The following is a 15,691-nucleotide window of genomic DNA, read 5'->3' as shown; positions in this document are numbered from 1 at the left end:
CCGAACAACCTGAAGTGGAGAGTAACGATGCAAAAGATCCTTGTGGCGCGGCCGATTTTTCCGGACGTGATCGACCGGCTCAAACACTATTTCGACGTCGAGTGGAACAACGGCGACGCACTGCCTGCCGATGAACTCACGCGCCGTCTCGCCGACAAGGATGGCGCACTGACCGCGGGCGATCCCGTCGGCGCCGCGACGCTTGCTGCCGCGCCGCGTCTGCGTGTCGTCGCGAACATGGCCGTGGGCTACAACAACTTCGACATGGCCGCGTTCAACGCCGCGAACGTGCTCGGCACCAATACGCCCGACGTGCTCAACGAAACGACGGCCGATTTCGGCTGGGCGCTGATGATGGCCACGGCGCGCCGAATCACCGAATCGGAGCACTTCCTGCGTGCGGGCAAGTGGGAGAAGTGGGCGCACGACGCGTTCCTTGGCCCGGACGTGTACGGTTCGACGCTCGGTATCGTCGGCATGGGCCGTATCGGCCAGGCGATCGCGCGGCGTGCGAAGGGCTTCAACATGCGCATCGTCTATCACAACCGTTCGCGCGTCGCGCCCGAAATCGAAGCCGAACTGAACGCCGAATACCGCACGAAGGAAGCGCTCTTGCGCGAAGCGGATCACGTCGTGCTCGTGCTGCCGTACACCCCGGAAAACCACCACACGATCGGCGCGGCCGAACTCGCGCTGATGAAACCCACCGCGACGCTCACCAACATTGCGCGCGGCGGTATCGTCGATGACGCGGCGCTCGCCGAGGCGCTGCGCGCGCGCCGCATCGCGGCCGCGGGCCTCGACGTGTTCGAGGGCGAGCCGAACGTGCATCCGGCGCTGCTCACCGTGCCGAACGTCGTGCTCACGCCGCACATCGCGAGCGCGAGCGAAGCGACGCGCCGCGCGATGGCGAACCTCGCCGCCGACAACCTCATCGCCGCACTCGGCGAGGGACCGCGTGCAGGCCGTCCGCCCAATCCGATCAATCCTGACGTTCTCGGGAAAGCCCGTTCATGAGCCCATTGCTGCTGATGTCCGTCGCGACGTTGCTGGTCGCTGTTGCGCTTGTCGTCACGGTGGTTGCGCTCATGCGTGCGCGCGGTGGCAACGAAGGCGATGCCGTCCACGAGTCGCTCGACGCGCTCTCCGGCCGTGTTGCAACCTCGACCGAGACGCAGGCGCGCGCCGCCGAGCGCATCGAGCGTGAATTGCGCAATGAGATCGCGCATACCGCGCAGGTCTCGCGCAGCGAGTTCGGTGGCGGTTTCGCTCAAGTGCAGCAGGCGCTCGCATCGCAGCTCACGAGCATCGCGACGGTTCAGAACAACCAGATCGACGGTTTCGCGCAGCAGCTCGCCAAGCTCACCGAGACCAACGCGCAGCAGCTCGAAGCCGTGCGCCAGAGCTTGCAGCAGCAGGCGCAGCAGGCCCGCGAAGAGCAGGGCGCGGCGTTGCGCCATTTCGGCAACGTGCTCGCGCAGCAACTCACGCAGCTCACGGAGGCGAACGACCGCCGCTTCGCCGAAGTGCGTGCGACGCTGGAGCAGCGCTTGAAGGACATCGAGGCGAACAACGCGGCGAAACTCGAAGAGATGCGCCGCACCGTCGACGAAAAGCTGCACGCGACGCTCGAACAACGCCTCGGCGAATCGTTCAAGCTCGTGTCCGATCGCCTTGAGCAGGTGCATCGCGGGCTCGGCGAAATGCAGACGCTTGCGGCCGGCGTCGGCGACCTGAAGAAGGTGCTCACGAACGTGAAGACGCGCGGCACGTGGGGCGAAGTGCAGCTCGAAGCACTGCTGGAACAGATTCTCACGCCCGACCAGTACGCGAAGAACGTTGCGACGGTGCCGAAGAGTACGGAGCGCGTCGAGTTTGCGATTCGCCTGCCGGGGCGCGGCGACACAGGCGGTGCGGCCGAGCCGGTCTGGCTGCCCGTCGATGCGAAATTCCCGCGCGAGGACTACGAGCGCCTGATCGACGCGCAGGAGCGCGCGGACGTCGGGGCCATCGAGGAAGCGGGCCGTGCGCTGGAGGCGCGCGTGAAGGCAGAGGCGCGCACGATCGCCGAAAAGTACGTCGCGCCGCCGCACACGACCGACTTCGCGCTGCTGTTCCTGCCGACTGAAGGGCTCTACGCGGAAATTCTGCGCCGACCGGGCCTGACCGACCTGTTGCAGCGCGACTTCCGCGTGACGGTCGCGGGGCCGACGACGCTCACGGCGCTGCTCAACAGTCTGCAGATGGGCTTCCGCACGCTCGCCATCGAGCGGCGATCGAGCGAGGTCTGGCAGGTGCTGGGCGCGGTGAAGACAGAGTTCGGCAAGTTCGGCGACGTGCTCGCGAAAACCAAGTCGCAGCTGGAAACGGTGACGCGCTCGATCGAGGCGGCAGAGGTGCGCACGCGCGCGATGAACCGCAAGCTGCGCGATGTGGAGGCGTTGCCGGGCGAGGAGGCGACGAACCTGCTCGGCGATGCGCTGCCCAACGGGGCGTCGGACGAATAAAGCACGTTGCGTCCGCATCAATGCGAACGGGCCGCCTGCGCTTATACGCAGGCGGCCCGTTTCTTTGGGTGCATTCGAAAGCCGTGAGCCGTGCTTAGCCGGCGGACTGCTCTGCGGGCGCGGCGAGATAGTCGAGCGCCTCGCCGGTCACGCGCACGACGCGCCAGTCGGGCAGCACGGTCGCGCCCATTTTCTCGTAGAAGCTGATGGCCGGCTGGTTCCAGTCGAGCACGGTCCACTCGAAGCGGGCGCACTGCCGCTCGAGGGCGATCGCCGCTAGCGCGCGCAGCATCGCCGTGCCGAGGCCCGTGCCGCGCTGCGACGGCTGCACGTAGAGGTCTTCGAGGTAGAGTCCGCGGCGGCCAATAAACGTCGAGTAGTTATGGAAAAAGAGCGCATAGCCGACGATTCGCCCCGCCTCCTCGGCAACGAGCGCCTCGGCCGCCGGACGTGCGCCGAAGAGCGCGTCTGCGAGGGCGTCCGTCGTCGCGACGAAAAGATGCGTGAGCCTCTCGAACTCGGCCAGCTCGTACATCAGCGCGTGCATCGCGCCGACATCGGCGGGGTTGGCCGCGCGGATCGTCGCCGTCATTATGCTTCCTCAGGTACGTCGGAGAGATGGATCTCGATGCCGCCGAAGCGCGACGCGACCCAGTTGTACGCGTGGCACGCGATCCAGAGCAGGACGAAGCCGAGAATCGCGTTGAGCAGCAGCGCGCTGAAAATCGTCGACAGTTCGACCGAGCCGTACCGGAAGAAGGCGACGAGCACGCCAAGCAGCACGATCGGCACGCTGAACGTCAGGTACACGAGGATGAGCGCCTTGGCGGTCTGCCCCGGAGCGATGAACGAAATCTGTTTTTTCATGTTAGTCGGTCCGTATTACGTGGTGGACGTGCCGAATTTGACGATGGCGGGTAAGGGGCGGCCCGCACTAGACGAGTCCGTCGAAAAGCATGACGTCGACGACGTCGCCGGCGTCGAGATCGGAAGCTTCATGGGCAAGCACAATAAAGCAATTTGCTTCACTCATGGTGCTTAATGCGCCGGAACTTTGCGAACCGGTGGGCGTGACGCGCCACTGGCCTGTGCCGTCGCGCGTGGCGATGCCGCGCTGGAATTCGGTGCGGCCCGGGCGTTTCCTGATGGGCGCGTCGCAGCGGGTGGGGATCAGCGGCACCGGCTGGGGCGTCGCGCCCGCCATGGCGAGCAGGGCGGGGCGCACGATCTGGTAGAAGGTGACCATGGTCGCCACCGGGTTGCCTGGCAATCCAAAGAGGAGCGCGGGATGCCCAACGCCTGGCCGGCCGCCAGACCAGATGCGCCCGAATGCGAGCGGGCGACCGGGCCGCATCGCGAGTCCCCAGAACGTGACGTCGCCGAGTGTTTCTACCTGCTCGCGCGTGAAGTCGGCGTCGCCGACCGAGACGCCGCCCGAGGTCAGTACGACATCGGCGCATTCCGCCGCCTGTCTGAGCGTGGCGCCAAGCGCGACCGGGTCGTCGCGCACCATGCCGAGATCGATCGCCTCGACGTCGAGCCGCTTGAGCATGGCGCCGAGCGTGTAGCGGTTGCTGTCGTAGATGCAGCCCGCATCGAGTGGATCGCCCGGCGCACGCAATTCGTCGCCTGTCGAGAAGTACGCGACGCGCAGGCGCTGTTTCACCTCGACGTCGACGAGCCCGAGCGACGCCAGCAGACCGATGTCGGACGCGCGCAGCACGCGGCCCGCGCGCAGCGCGGCAAGACCCTTCGCGAGGTCTTCGCCCTGGCGGCGGCGGTTCGCGCCGCGCGCGACAGCGTGCGCCGCGAACGTGACGCTGTCGCCGTCCGGCTGTGTGTGTTCCTGTGGCACGACCGTGTCGCAACCGGCGGGCATCGGCGCGCCGGTCATGATGCGCACGCAGGTGCGCGCGGCGATTTCGCCTGTGTACGGATGCCCGGCGAACGCCTTGCCGACGATGTTCAGCGTGAGCGGATCCGTTGCTCCTTCCAGCGCTGTCCCGTCGAATGCGTAGCCGTCCATCGCCGAATTGTCGTGGGCGGGTACGTCGATCGGCGAAATGACGTCCGCTGCGAGCACACGCGCAAGCGCGTCGCGCAGCGGCACCCGCTCACTGGCCGCGAGTGGCGTCACCCACTGAAGCACGATTGCCTGAGCGGCGCAGACGGGCAAGGCTTGGGGATCGTAGCGAGTGACGCAACCGGACAGAGTGTTAAGCGTGGTCATCGGGTGGAGCAGCGGCGCGTGCGCACTGCGAGTGCGGCGATCGTCCTGATGGGCATGCCGGAGGATGGTGGGCGGCGACAGGCGGCTGGCCGGTCGCGCACTTCAGGCACGGTCGAGGTCGGCGAGTTCCTGTAAGGAATTGATATTGTAAAACGCACGCTCGTCGGCAAACGCCACTTCGACCGTCTTGTGGCGCGCGTACCACGCGCGCACCTTGCGCTCGCCCGCGTGCAGAAAGGCGGCGAGGTCGTCCGCGAGCGACGTGCGAACGAGCGCGAACACCGGGTGCAGCGAGACATCGCCTGCGGCGTTCATCGTGGTGACGGTGGCGATGTCGGCATCCTGCGCGAGCGCGGCAGCGGCGAGGCGCGCTGCGAGATCGGCCGGCAGCCACGGCGAGTCGCACGGTACGGCGAGCAGCCAGTTCGTGCGGCTGGCCTGCAACCCGGCGAGCAGACCGGCGAGCGGGCCAGGAAAGTCGGGCAGCGTATCCGCGAGAACGGCCGCGTGCCACGGCGCGCCTAGCGCCGCGTAGGTGTCGGTGTGTCGGTTTGCGCTGATTGCGAGCTCACCGACCTGTGGTGCAAGCCGCGCGAGCACATGGGCCGCAAGCGGCTGGCCACGCAGCAACTGCAGGCCCTTGTCGGCGCCGCCCATGCGCTGGCCGCGTCCTCCCGCGAGCACGAGGCCCGTGATCGCAGCAGCGCCCAGGATTGATTCCATCGATGCGTCAGCCACCGATGTAGGACATTTCGATGCGTCGCTCGGCACGGGTGGCCGGCCCGGTTTCGCTGCCGCGCAGTTGCGAGTAACGGTCGGTGCGCCCCGACCAGATCCGGGCAATGGCCGCGGAGATTGACTCGTCGCTCGCGCCGTTGCGCACGAGTGCGCGCAGGTCATAGCCCATCGACGCAAACAGGCACAGATACACCTTGCCCTCGGTCGACAGCCGTGCGCGCGTGCAGTCGCCGCAGAACGCGCGCGTCACGCTCGAAATCACGCCGATCTCGCCCGCGCCGTCTGCATAGCCCCAGCGCTGTGCGGTTTCGGACGCGCTGTGCGGATCGAGCGGCACGAGCGGGAAGTGCTCGGCAATGCGCGCGACAACGTCGGCGGATGGCAACACCTCAGCCATGTTCCAGCCGTTCGACGTGCCGACGTCCATGTACTCGATGAAACGCAGCGTAGCGCCCGAACCACGGAAGTGACGCGCCATGGGCACGATTTCGCGATCGTTGGTGCCGCGCTTGACGACCATGTTGATCTTCAGCGGGGCGAGCCCCACAGCGTGCGCCGCCTCGATACCGTCGAGCACGTCCGCGACGGCGAAGTCGGCGTCGTTCATGCGGCGAAAGAGTGCGTCGTCGAGGGCGTCGAGACTCACCGTGACCCGCGTGAGGCCCGCGTCTTTCAGCGAGCGCGCCTTGCGGGCGAGGATCGATCCGTTGGTGGTGAGCGTGACATCGAGTGGCTCGCCTTGGGGCGTGCGCAGTAGAGCGAGACGCTCGATCAGAAATTCGACGTTCTTGCGCAGCAGCGGTTCGCCGCCGGTCAGGCGGATCTTGGTCACGCCTTGAGCGACGAAAAGCCGCGCTACACGCTCGATTTCTTCGAGCGAGAGGAGCGCGGAATGCGGCAGGAATTGATAGTTCTTGTCGAAGACTTCGCGCGGCATGCAATAGACGCAGCGGAAGTTGCAGCGGTCCGTGACGGAGATGCGCAGATCCTTCAACGGCCGCGCGAGCGTATCGAGAACCTCACCCGTGGGCGAAGGTACGGCCGCGCCTGCTGCCGGGGGCGGCAGCGAGCGGAAATCGGCAACCGGGATCACGCGTCGGGACATTATGGTTTCGAATCAAACGTTATGTTGATTTTAGCCGAACACGAGAGTATCAGCGGACGGGGTGCGACGCTGTTGTACCAAAAAAAAGCCCGCCGATGAGGACGGGCTTTTTGCGGGGGGCGTGCAGCTCACGACGTCCCCCCGTCTGGCTTACCGTGGGCCTTACTGCGCCTGACGGTTCGTTTCGACTTGCTGCATCGGCGTCGTATCGGCCGGCGGCAGCGGCTTGCGCTCGCGCGGCACGCGTGCGGGCTTGGCGACCAACGCGGCTGCGGCATGGGCGGTGCTCAACTTGTCGGCGTCGGTGTTGACCCAGACGAGGCCCGCGGACGCGAGCATCGGGGCCAACGCCTCGGCCGACAGCGCGCTTGCTGCGGTCCCACGCGTTCCAGCTTGCGGTGCGGGTGCAGCGGCGACCGGAGCGGCTTCGGCCTGTGCGGTAGACTCGACCGGCTGCGGGGCGGGCTCGGAAACAGCCGGGGCCTCCACGCGGGCTTCGTGAGCCGGCACTTCGACCGGTGCCTGCGCCGCGACGGGCGCAACAGCCACTTCGGCCGGCGCCGCCGGTTCAACCGGCGCGACGGGTTCAGCCGCAGCCGGGGCGACGTGCTTGATCGGCGCAGCAGCCTGTTCGGCCTGTGCTTCGGTCTTCGACTCCACGGGCTGCGCCGCTTCCGGCAATGCCGTCACGATCACCGTTTCGGCGACGACAGCATGCACTGTCGCTTCCGACGATTTCGCTTCGGCCGGGACTTCCGGCTGCGCAACGACGGGGGCAATGACCGGGGCAACAGCGGGAGCCGCGACAGGGGAAGCAACCGGCGCGACATCGGCACGATGCTCCGGTGCCGATTCCTCGACATCCGTGTCGCCTTCCTGCGCGCCTTCGGCGGTCAGGCCAGCTACATCTTCGACCTCGCGCTCGCGACGGCCACCGCGACGGCCGCGACGGCGGCGACGACGTTCCTCGCCTTCACGCGGAGCGCCCGCGTCCTCGTCGGTGACGCCCGGCGGGACGCCTTCGGTCTGCACAGCGCCAGCGGTGTCGATGGCGGCTGCGTCGAGACGCGCTTCCTGGGCCTCGGCGGCCTCGGCCTGTTGCGGACGACGGCGCTCGCCACGTTCGCCGCGCTCACGGCGCTCGCCCCGTTCCTGACGCTCGCCACGCTCCTGGCGCTCACCGCGCTCCTGGCGCTCACCGCGCGGTGCGCCGGCTTCCGCCGTCTCGCTGCGGTCCTGACCGCGTTCGACACGTTCGATGCGTTGGTCGCGCGGCTCGCGTTCGGTACGGGCTTCGCGATTGTCCCGGCCCTCACGGCCTTCGCGGCCCTCGCGGCCTTCACGCGGTTCGCGGGTAGCCCGGCCTTCGCGTCCTTCACGGCCTTCGCGTCCGTCACGCCCTTCACGCGGCTCACGCTCTTCGCGGCGCTGCGACGGCTGGCCAGTGCGCGCGCCGCCTGCGGCTTCGCCGCGGCCTGCTGCGTCACGACCGCCACCGCGGCGATTGCGGTTGCGATCGCCAGCCTTTTCGCCGCGCTCGGTACGTTCACCGCGTGCTTCGCGGGCCGGGCGGCCGGCCTTGTCCTGCTGCTCGACCGGTGCCGGTGCGGGGGCCGCAGCCGGTGCGCCACCGAAGAGGCGCTTGATCCAGCCAAAGAAGCCGCCGCTCGCGGCCGTCACCGCGGCCTGCGCGGCAGCGGGCGCTGCCTCGGCGGGCTTGGCCGTCGAAGTCGGGGCCGGACGCTCCGGCGTGATGCCCTTCACAGCGGCTTCCTGCTTGGGCTTGGTTTCGGCGCTGCGCTTGCTGTAACCGGATTCCGATTCGAGTTCGCGAGCCGCTTCCTCGGCCATCTTCCACGAGGCGCGCGGTTCGTCGAGGCGCGCATCGTCGTGACGCAGGCGCTCGAGCTTGTAGTGCGGCGTTTCGAGATGCTTGTTCGGGATCAGGACGACGCCGACCTTGAAACGCGACTCGATCTTGTTGATCTCTGAGCGCTTTTCGTTGAGCAGGAAGGCGGTCACTTCGACCGGCACCTGGCAGTGGATTGCCGCGGTGTTTTCCTTCATCGCTTCTTCCTGGATGATGCGCAGGACCTGAAGCGCCGAGGATTCGGTATCGCGGATGTGACCCGTGCCGTTACAGCGCGGGCAGGTGACGTGGCTGCCTTCCGACAGAGCGGGGCGCAGACGCTGGCGCGACAGCTCCATCAGGCCGAAGCGCGAGATTTTGCCCATCTGCACGCGCGCGCGGTCGTGGCGCAGCGCGTCCTTCAGGCGCTGCTCGACTTCGCGCTGGCTCTTGGCCGACTCCATGTCGATAAAGTCGATCACGATCAGGCCGCCCAGGTCGCGCAGACGCAACTGGCGCGCGACTTCGTCGGCGGCTTCGAGGTTGGTGCGCGCGGCGGTTTCCTCGATATCGGCGCCCTTGGTAGCGCGCGCCGAGTTCACGTCGATGGCGACGAGCGCTTCCGTATGGTCGATAACGATTGCGCCGCCGGACGGCAGCGGCACCGTGCGCGAGTACGCGGTCTCGATCTGGTGTTCGATCTGGAAACGCGAGAAGAGCGGGACGTCGTCGTGGTAGCGCTTCACCTTGTTGACGTTGTCCGGCATCACGATGTCCATGAAGGCGCGTGCCTGGTCATGGATCTCGGTGGTGTCGATGAGGATTTCGCCGATGTCCGGCTGGAAATAGTCGCGGATCGCGCGGATCACGAGGCTCGATTCCAGATAGATCAGCATCGGCTGGCCGCTCTGGCCGGCTTGCGACGCGGCTTCGATGGCGCGCCACAGTTGCAGCAGGTAGTTCAGGTCCCACTGGAGCTCTTCGGCCGAACGGCCGATGCCGGCCGTGCGCGCGATGATGCTCATGCCGTCCGGCAGTTGCAGCTGCGCCATGGTTTCGCGCAGTTCCTGACGGTCGTCGCCCTCGATGCGGCGCGACACGCCACCGCCGCGCGGGTTGTTCGGCATCAGGACGAGATAGCGGCCGGCGAGCGAGATGAACGTGGTCAGGGCCGCGCCCTTGTTGCCTCGTTCTTCCTTCTCGACCTGGACGATCAGTTCCTGACCTTCCCTGAGGGCGTCCTGGATGCGCGCGGAGCGCATGTCGACGCCGTCACGGAAATACTGGCGCGCGACTTCCTTGAACGGCAGGAAGCCGTGGCGGTCTTCGCCGTAGTTGACGAAACACGCTTCGAGCGACGGCTCGATGCGGGTGATGACGCCCTTGTAGATATTGCCTTTGCGTTGTTCGCGTCCGGCGGTTTCGATGTCGATGTCGATCAGCTTCTGTCCATCGACGATGGCGACGCGCAGCTCTTCCTGCTGCGTCGCGTTGAACAGCATTCGTTTCATTGAACGGCTCCAGAGCGGCTTCGCGCGCGGCCCGTGCCGGCGCCAGGCGTCAAGCCTGGCGGCACAGGACGGGCAGCGGCATGCCGCGCCTTATCGTGTTTTCACAAGCACGCGGGAGCGGGAACGATGGCGGGGAGAATTGCCTTCAGTGCGCCCAGCCGGGGCACACGCAGCATACGGCTGCGCTGTCCTGGATGGGCCGCGGGGGCACATGCGAATACGGCTTCAACAAGCGGCGTGACTTGCCGCGGGAGCGCGACGGTGCGTCATCCTCAACTTCCGGCTTTCCCGCTGGGCGCACGATGCGAGGCATCAGCACGCGCGACAGGCGGTACAGGCATATCTGCCGCCGCGCGAACCGCGCGCTGCCGGCAGAAACGGGTTCGCGGCTGCTGCAGTCGATACCTGCAATACCTGCGCCGCGCACGGGAAGCTTTCGAGGAACGCCCGTCTTCCCCCTCGGGGTGTCTCGCCACCTTTTGACGTCGCCATGTCCCGCACGTTGCCAGGACGCTTCGGGCGCTCGCCGTATTTCGCCACCGGCGCGTCCTCTCGCCGGTCACTTCGACCGTGCGCCGGGACTCACCGGATGAATTCTTTATACCAATGTTCCGTTACCATCGGAGCCGTACCTGACCGAACGTGCCTGTGGGCGCCGTCCCTGCCGGTGCGGATTTCCGTGCGTGCAACTCGTTGCTTCTCATCATGCGGGGTGAGCAACCAACCCCGGGCGCAAGTAAAATAACCGTTTATCGCTTGCTGCCTGCGCCGTCGGCACGGATCGAGGACCTGGCGGAATTGCCGTCTAGTCAACCGTCGTCGCGTGAGCGCTGGGCAAATTATATTCAGAATGAAAGGGTTAGGCAAAACATCCCAGAATCAGGTCGCAAGCGACCAGGTTTCGTTCGTCGAAATCGACGACGGCGCGGCCGGGCAGCGCATCGACAATTTCCTTGTGCGCGTCTGCAAAGGCGTGCCGAAAAGTCACATCTACCGGATCCTGCGAAGCGGGGAAGTCCGCGTGAATAAGGGCCGGGTCGACGCGCAATACCGGCTGGCGGAAGGCGATATCGTGCGCGTGCCGCCCATCCGCACGGCTCAATCCGGCGCGAGCGCGAGCGCCGCGCCCGTGCCCGCTGGACAGTTCTCGGTGCTCTTTGAGGACGAGGGGCTGCTCGTGATCGACAAACCCGCGGGCGTGGCCGTTCATGGTGGCAGCGGCGTGGCGTTCGGCGTGATCGAGCAGTTGCGCGAGGCGCGGCCGCAGGGCAAGTTCCTCGAACTGGTGCATCGGCTGGACCGCGAGACCTCGGGTATCCTCATGCTCGCCAAGAAGCGCGCGGCGCTGGTCGGCCTGCACGAGCAGATTCGCGAAAACAGCATGGACAAGCGCTATTACGCGTGTGTCCACGGCGACTGGGAAAGCGATTGGGGCCGTCGTCGCGCCGTGAAGGAGCCGCTGCACAAGTATCTGACCCCGGAAGGCGAACGCCGCGTGCGCGTGCAGCCGGATGGTCTGGCATCGCATACGGTGTTCAATCTCGTCGAGCGCTGGTCTGAATACGCGCTTCTCGAAGCCGAACTGAAGACCGGACGCACGCACCAGATCCGCGTGCACCTCGCGCACCTTGGGCTGCCGATCGTCGGTGACGCCAAATACGGCGACTTCGCGCTCAATAAGGCGCTGGCGCGTCAAGGGGCGAATCCGGGCATCAAGCGCATGTTCCTGCACGCGCACCGGCTGAAGATTACGCACCCGATCACACACGAGACGCTCCAGTTCGAGGCGCCGCTGCCCGCGGAATGCCGCCGTTTCATCGACGAACTGCGGGCCCGGCGCGAGCGTGCCGAAGGCGCCGGCAGGCCCGCCGCGCAGCCCGACTAGAACGACACTGCATTGGAGAAGGACCGCATGGCCCGAGAGCAATTTGACCTGATCGTGTTCGATTGGGATGGCACGCTGATGGATTCGACCGTCCATATCACGCGCAGCATTCAGGCCGCCTGCCGCGACCTGGGTTTGCCCGTGCCCGGCGACGAGGCCGCGAGTTACGTAATCGGCCTTGGCTTGCGCGAAGCGCTGCAGATTGCCGCGCCGACGCTCGATCCGGCGGACTATTCCCGCCTCGCCGAACGATATCGCTTCCACTACCTCATCAAGGGACAGGTGACGGAGCTTTTTGTCGGCGTGCGTGAGATGCTGGCCGAGCTGCGCGACCGCGGCTACCTGCTGGCCGTGGCGACGGGCAAGAGCCGCGTTGGTCTGAACCGTGCGCTCGACGAGGCGCGCCTGACGAGCATCTTTGACGGCACGCGCTGCGCCGATGAAACCTTCTCGAAGCCGCATCCGGCAATGCTCCACGAACTGACGCGCGAGCTGGGGCAGGATAACGGCCGCACGCTCATGATCGGCGACACGACGCACGACCTGCAGATGGCGATCAACGCCGGCGTCGCCGGTGTCGGCGTGGGGTACGGAGCGCATTCGCCGGACTCGCTCGAGGCGCTCTCGCCGCGCTACGTCGCGTCGGACGTCGCGTCGCTCGCGCTCTGGCTGCGGGAACACGCGTGAGCGCGACGGCCAATGATCCGGTGCGCGTCTGCGCGGCGGAAGAATTGCTCGAAGGCGGTTTGGGCCACCGCCTGGACGTAACCTACGCGGGCGGCGACGCCGTGGTGTTTTTCGTGCGTTACGGCGGCGAGGTTTTCGGTTACCTGAACCGGTGCGCCCACGTACCCATGGAGCTCGACTGGGTGGAGGGGCAGTTCTTCGAATCTTCGGGCCTTTACCTGATGTGTGCGACACACGGCGCGATTTATGAGCCCGACACCGGCAAATGCGTGGGCGGCCCGTGCCGCGGGGGGCGGCTGCGGCCCGTGCGTGTCGAGGAACGGGACACGCCGGAGGGCCGTGCGGTATTCTGGCTGCCGGACGAGGATCTGCGTCCGCATCAAAACTGACAAACCACCATACGCATGTCCGACAATCCGACCCCTGAATCGAACGAGCCGGCCCGTCCGGTCCCGGTGGACCGCAACGCGCCTGCGCCCGGCTGGGAGCGCGACGCGCTGGAGCGTATTGCGCTCGCTGCGATCAACGAGCAGCGCGCCGCGCGGCGCTGGAAGATTTTTTTCCGCTTCGCGTTTCTGTTCGTGTTGCTGGTGATCGCGTGGAGCGTGGTGGACCTGTCCGGCGCACGCGTCGAAAACGGGGGGCGCCATACGGCGCTCGTGACGCTCGATGGCGAAATCGGGTCCGACACGAACGCAAACGCGGAGGACATCGACACCGCGCTCCGGAGTGCATTCGACGACGACGGCACGGCCGGTGTCATCCTGCACATCGACAGCCCGGGCGGCAGCCCGGTCCAGGCGAGCATCATCAACGGCGAGATCCAGCGACTGCGCGCGAAGTATCCGGCCATCCCCCTCTACGTCGTGGTAGGCGACATGTGCGCGTCGGGCGGCTATTTCGTCGCGGCCGCCGCCGACAAGATCTATGTGAACAAGGCGAGCATCGTCGGCTCGATCGGCGTGCTGATGGACGGTTTTGGATTCACCGGCCTGATGGACAAGCTCGGTGTCCAGCGCCGGCTGCGCACGTCGGGCGAGAACAAGGGCTTCTTCGATCCGTTCTCGCCGGATACGCCGAAGATGGACGCCCACGCGCAGGCCATGCTCGATCAGATCCACCAGCAGTTCATCGACGCCGTGAAGGCCGGCCGCGGCAAGCGCCTGCATGAGACGCCAGACCTCTTCTCGGGCCTTTTCTGGACCGGCGAAAAGAGCGTGGAACTGGGGCTGGCGGACGGCTACGGCGATACCGACTACGTCGCGCGCGAAATCATCAAGGCGCCCGATGTCGTCGATTACACCGTCAAGCAGAGCTTGACCGACCGGCTCGCGAAGCGATTCGGTGCCGCCGTGGGTACGGCGGCGGTTCACGCGTTGATTCTGGGCGGAAGCAAGGTCGTCCGCTAACACGCGCGTGGTGCCACGAACGGCCGCTAACGCCTTGCGTAAGCGGCCGTTGTGTTTTTGGGGCTTGCTGCGTGAGGGGCGTTTTGGGGCCCCGGAGGCACGGCTTCAGACCGCGAGTAGCAAGAAGATCGCCGGCCGCTTGTGCAGATCGGGGCCGGTGTGCTTCTTCCAGTCGGACACGGTGCGGCTCTGAATCGTTTCGGTGGGCAGTGTGAGGTCGGCGGCGACGCACACGAGCGTCGAAGGTGCGCAGGCGCTGAGCAGTGCGTCGAGCATCGTGCGGTTGCGATACGGCGTCTCTATGAAAATCTGTGTCTGCTTTGCCTTACGCGAGTGCTGTTCCAGTTCGCGCAGCTTCTTCGCACGCTCGTTGGCGTCGACGGGCAGATAGCCGTGGAACGCGAAGCTCTGGCCGTTCAGGCCCGAGGCCATCAGCGCGAGCAGGATCGAACTCGGCCCGACGAGCGGCACGACCTTGATGCCGCGCTCGTGTGCGCGCCGCACCAGCAGGGCGCCCGGGTCGGCCACGGCGGGCACGCCCGCCTCCGAAACGAGTCCAGTGTCGACACCGGCGAGAAGCGGCGCGAGCAGCTTGTCGATCTCGCCGGCCGGCGTGTTGACGTTCAGTTCGCGAATCTCGATTTCCTGGATCGGCCGCGTGGTGCCGACGCGCTTCAGAAACGCACGCGTCGTCTTCGCGTTTTCGCCGATATAGCTTGCGAGCGTTCCAGCGCGCTCGCGCACCGGCGCGGGCAGGACGGCAGCTAGCGCAGCTTCGTCGCCGTCGCCGAGCGTGTTCGGGATCAGATAAAGCGTGCCGGTCATTGCGCCTCCAGCAGCGGATAGCCCGCGGCGAGCAGCATGCGCGTGAGCGCGATCAGCGGCAAGCCGATCAGCGCGGTGGGGTCGTCCGATTCGATCGCTTCGAGCAGTGCAATGCCGAGCCCCTCCGATTTCGCGCTGCCCGCGCAGTCGTAGGGCTGTTCGGCGCGCAGATAGGCGTCGAGGGCCGCGTCGGGCAGGTCGCGAAAGCGCACCTTCGTCACGACGTCGACGGTATCCGTTTGGCCAGTAGCGGTATCTAGCAGACTGAGCGCACTATGGAACAACACTTCGCGACCGCGCATCGATTGCAGCTGGGCGAGGGCGCGCTCGTGCGTGCCGGGCTTGCCGATCTGGTGGCCGTCGAAAGTGGCGACCTGATCCGAGCCGATCACGAGCGTGCGGCCTGCCGTCGCGGGAAGGGCAGCAGCTACGGCGCGGGCCTTGGCGGCGGCAAGACGTAGCGCGGTGGCTTCGGGCGTCTCGCCCGCAAGCGGAGTTTCGTCGATGGCGGGCACAGTGGTCTGGAACGGAATACGTAGCCGCTCCAGCAGTTCGCGGCGATAGCGCGAGCTCGAGGCGAGAATCAGGGCGGGCCGGCTTGCGGCCGGAGTGGCTGGCGTGGCCGGACTTGAGAACGAGGAATCCTGCATGGTCGATCTGTCAGAAAAAGCGGGGGCGGATAACCGAAAAGTGAAGCTGCACAGGCACTTGCATCCGTGCAGTTAAGTGTTTGACTCGTAAAGACAAAGGCGATATGATTTTGGGCTTTTCATCGGTACGCTCGTTTCGCGTGCTTTTCCATGTGCCTGCAATATTGCAGCACGGACAAACACGAGCAAGCACGCTGGCGCCAGAGCTTACAGGCCATGTCTGCTTTGTGCGACGTCTGTATAAGCGAAAGTGGTAGCGAACACGTGCCGACTGAACGCCTCGAAGCAGGAGCGC

Annotated in this window: 14 protein-coding genes; 6 read left to right on the top strand and 8 right to left on the bottom strand. The window is 66.4% G+C overall.

All coding sequences use genetic code 11. From position 1 onward, the window contains the following. Nucleotides 1–27 precede the first annotated feature (27 nt). Entirely contained in the window at nt 28–1,017 is a 990-nt protein-coding gene (locus D1Y85_RS00425; RefSeq protein WP_124149066.1) for a 2-hydroxyacid dehydrogenase, read from the top strand. Next, nucleotides 1,014–2,507 (top strand): DNA recombination protein RmuC, encoded by a 1,494-nt coding sequence (locus tag D1Y85_RS00420; protein WP_124149065.1) that lies wholly within the window; start codon nt 1,014–1,016, stop codon nt 2,505–2,507. Before D1Y85_RS00425 ends, D1Y85_RS00420 begins: the two co-directional genes overlap by 4 nt. A 94-nt stretch (nt 2,508–2,601) precedes the next feature. Here the strand turns inward: D1Y85_RS00420 and D1Y85_RS00415 are convergent, their stop codons facing one another. The 6 genes from D1Y85_RS00415 to D1Y85_RS00390 form a co-directional block, all read right to left on the bottom strand. Then, the gene (locus D1Y85_RS00415) at nt 2,602–3,099 is read right to left on the bottom strand and encodes a GNAT family N-acetyltransferase (protein ID WP_124149064.1); all 498 of its coding nucleotides are present in this window, start codon (nt 3,097–3,099) and stop codon (nt 2,602–2,604) included. Next, nucleotides 3,099–3,374 (bottom strand): hypothetical protein, encoded by a 276-nt coding sequence (locus tag D1Y85_RS00410; protein WP_124149063.1) that lies wholly within the window; start codon nt 3,372–3,374, stop codon nt 3,099–3,101. Before D1Y85_RS00410 ends, D1Y85_RS00415 begins: the two co-directional genes overlap by 1 nt. A gap of 67 nt (nt 3,375–3,441) precedes the next feature. Beyond that, a complete protein-coding gene (moeA, locus tag D1Y85_RS00405) occupies nt 3,442–4,737 on the bottom strand; it encodes a molybdopterin molybdotransferase MoeA (protein ID WP_124149062.1) in 1,296 nt (431 codons plus the stop codon). Between the two features lie 102 nt (nt 4,738–4,839). Then, a complete protein-coding gene (gene mobA / locus D1Y85_RS00400) occupies nt 4,840–5,460 on the bottom strand; it encodes a molybdenum cofactor guanylyltransferase MobA (protein ID WP_124149061.1) in 621 nt (206 codons plus the stop codon). Nucleotides 5,461–5,467: 7 nt separating this feature from the next. Beyond that, nucleotides 5,468–6,580, bottom strand: a complete 1,113-nt coding sequence (moaA, locus tag D1Y85_RS00395) for a GTP 3',8-cyclase MoaA (protein ID WP_124149060.1) — start codon at nt 6,578–6,580, stop codon at nt 5,468–5,470. 162 nt (nt 6,581–6,742) lie between these two features. Then, nucleotides 6,743–9,940 carry an Rne/Rng family ribonuclease gene (locus D1Y85_RS00390; RefSeq protein WP_124149059.1) on the bottom strand — a complete coding sequence of 1,066 codons (3,198 nt, stop codon included), beginning with the start codon at nt 9,938–9,940 and terminating at the stop codon, nt 6,743–6,745. Between the two features lie 850 nt (nt 9,941–10,790). Between D1Y85_RS00390 and D1Y85_RS00385 the strand changes: the two genes are divergently transcribed. From D1Y85_RS00385 to D1Y85_RS00370, 4 genes are read left to right on the top strand one after another with little or no spacing between them, the layout of a single operon-like run. Beyond that, a complete protein-coding gene (locus D1Y85_RS00385; RefSeq protein WP_124149058.1) occupies nt 10,791–11,825 on the top strand; it encodes an RluA family pseudouridine synthase in 1,035 nt (344 codons plus the stop codon). Between the two features lie 27 nt (nt 11,826–11,852). Beyond that, nucleotides 11,853–12,512, top strand: coding sequence for an HAD-IA family hydrolase (locus D1Y85_RS00380; protein ID WP_124149057.1), 660 nt, complete (start codon nt 11,853–11,855; stop codon nt 12,510–12,512). Next, on the top strand, nt 12,509–12,901 hold the full coding sequence (locus D1Y85_RS00375; RefSeq protein ID WP_124149056.1) for a Rieske (2Fe-2S) protein: 393 nt from the start codon (nt 12,509–12,511) through the stop codon (nt 12,899–12,901). The genes D1Y85_RS00380 and D1Y85_RS00375 overlap by 4 nt, the downstream gene beginning before the upstream one ends. Before the next feature lie 15 nt (nt 12,902–12,916). Then, nucleotides 12,917–13,921: a S49 family peptidase gene (locus D1Y85_RS00370; protein ID WP_124149055.1), complete on the top strand. Its 1,005-nt coding sequence runs from the start codon at nt 12,917–12,919 to the stop codon at nt 13,919–13,921. A 105-nt stretch (nt 13,922–14,026) separates the two neighbouring features. On the opposite strand, the gene D1Y85_RS00365 is transcribed toward D1Y85_RS00370, so the two are convergent. Next, nucleotides 14,027–14,746: an SAM-dependent methyltransferase gene (locus D1Y85_RS00365; protein WP_124149054.1), complete on the bottom strand. Its 720-nt coding sequence runs from the start codon at nt 14,744–14,746 to the stop codon at nt 14,027–14,029. Beyond that, the gene (locus D1Y85_RS00360; protein ID WP_124149053.1) at nt 14,743–15,396 is read right to left on the bottom strand and encodes a Maf-like protein; all 654 of its coding nucleotides are present in this window, start codon (nt 15,394–15,396) and stop codon (nt 14,743–14,745) included. The genes D1Y85_RS00365 and D1Y85_RS00360 overlap by 4 nt, the downstream gene beginning before the upstream one ends. Nucleotides 15,397–15,691: the final 295 nt, after the last annotated feature.

The sequence above is a fragment of the Paraburkholderia dinghuensis genome, from assembly GCF_003837865.1.
Taxonomy (GTDB): Bacteria; Pseudomonadota; Gammaproteobacteria; order Burkholderiales; family Burkholderiaceae; genus Paraburkholderia; species Paraburkholderia dinghuensis.
The sequence above is the reverse complement of the archived record's forward strand: the minus strand, read 5'-3'. Positions and strand labels throughout refer to the sequence as shown.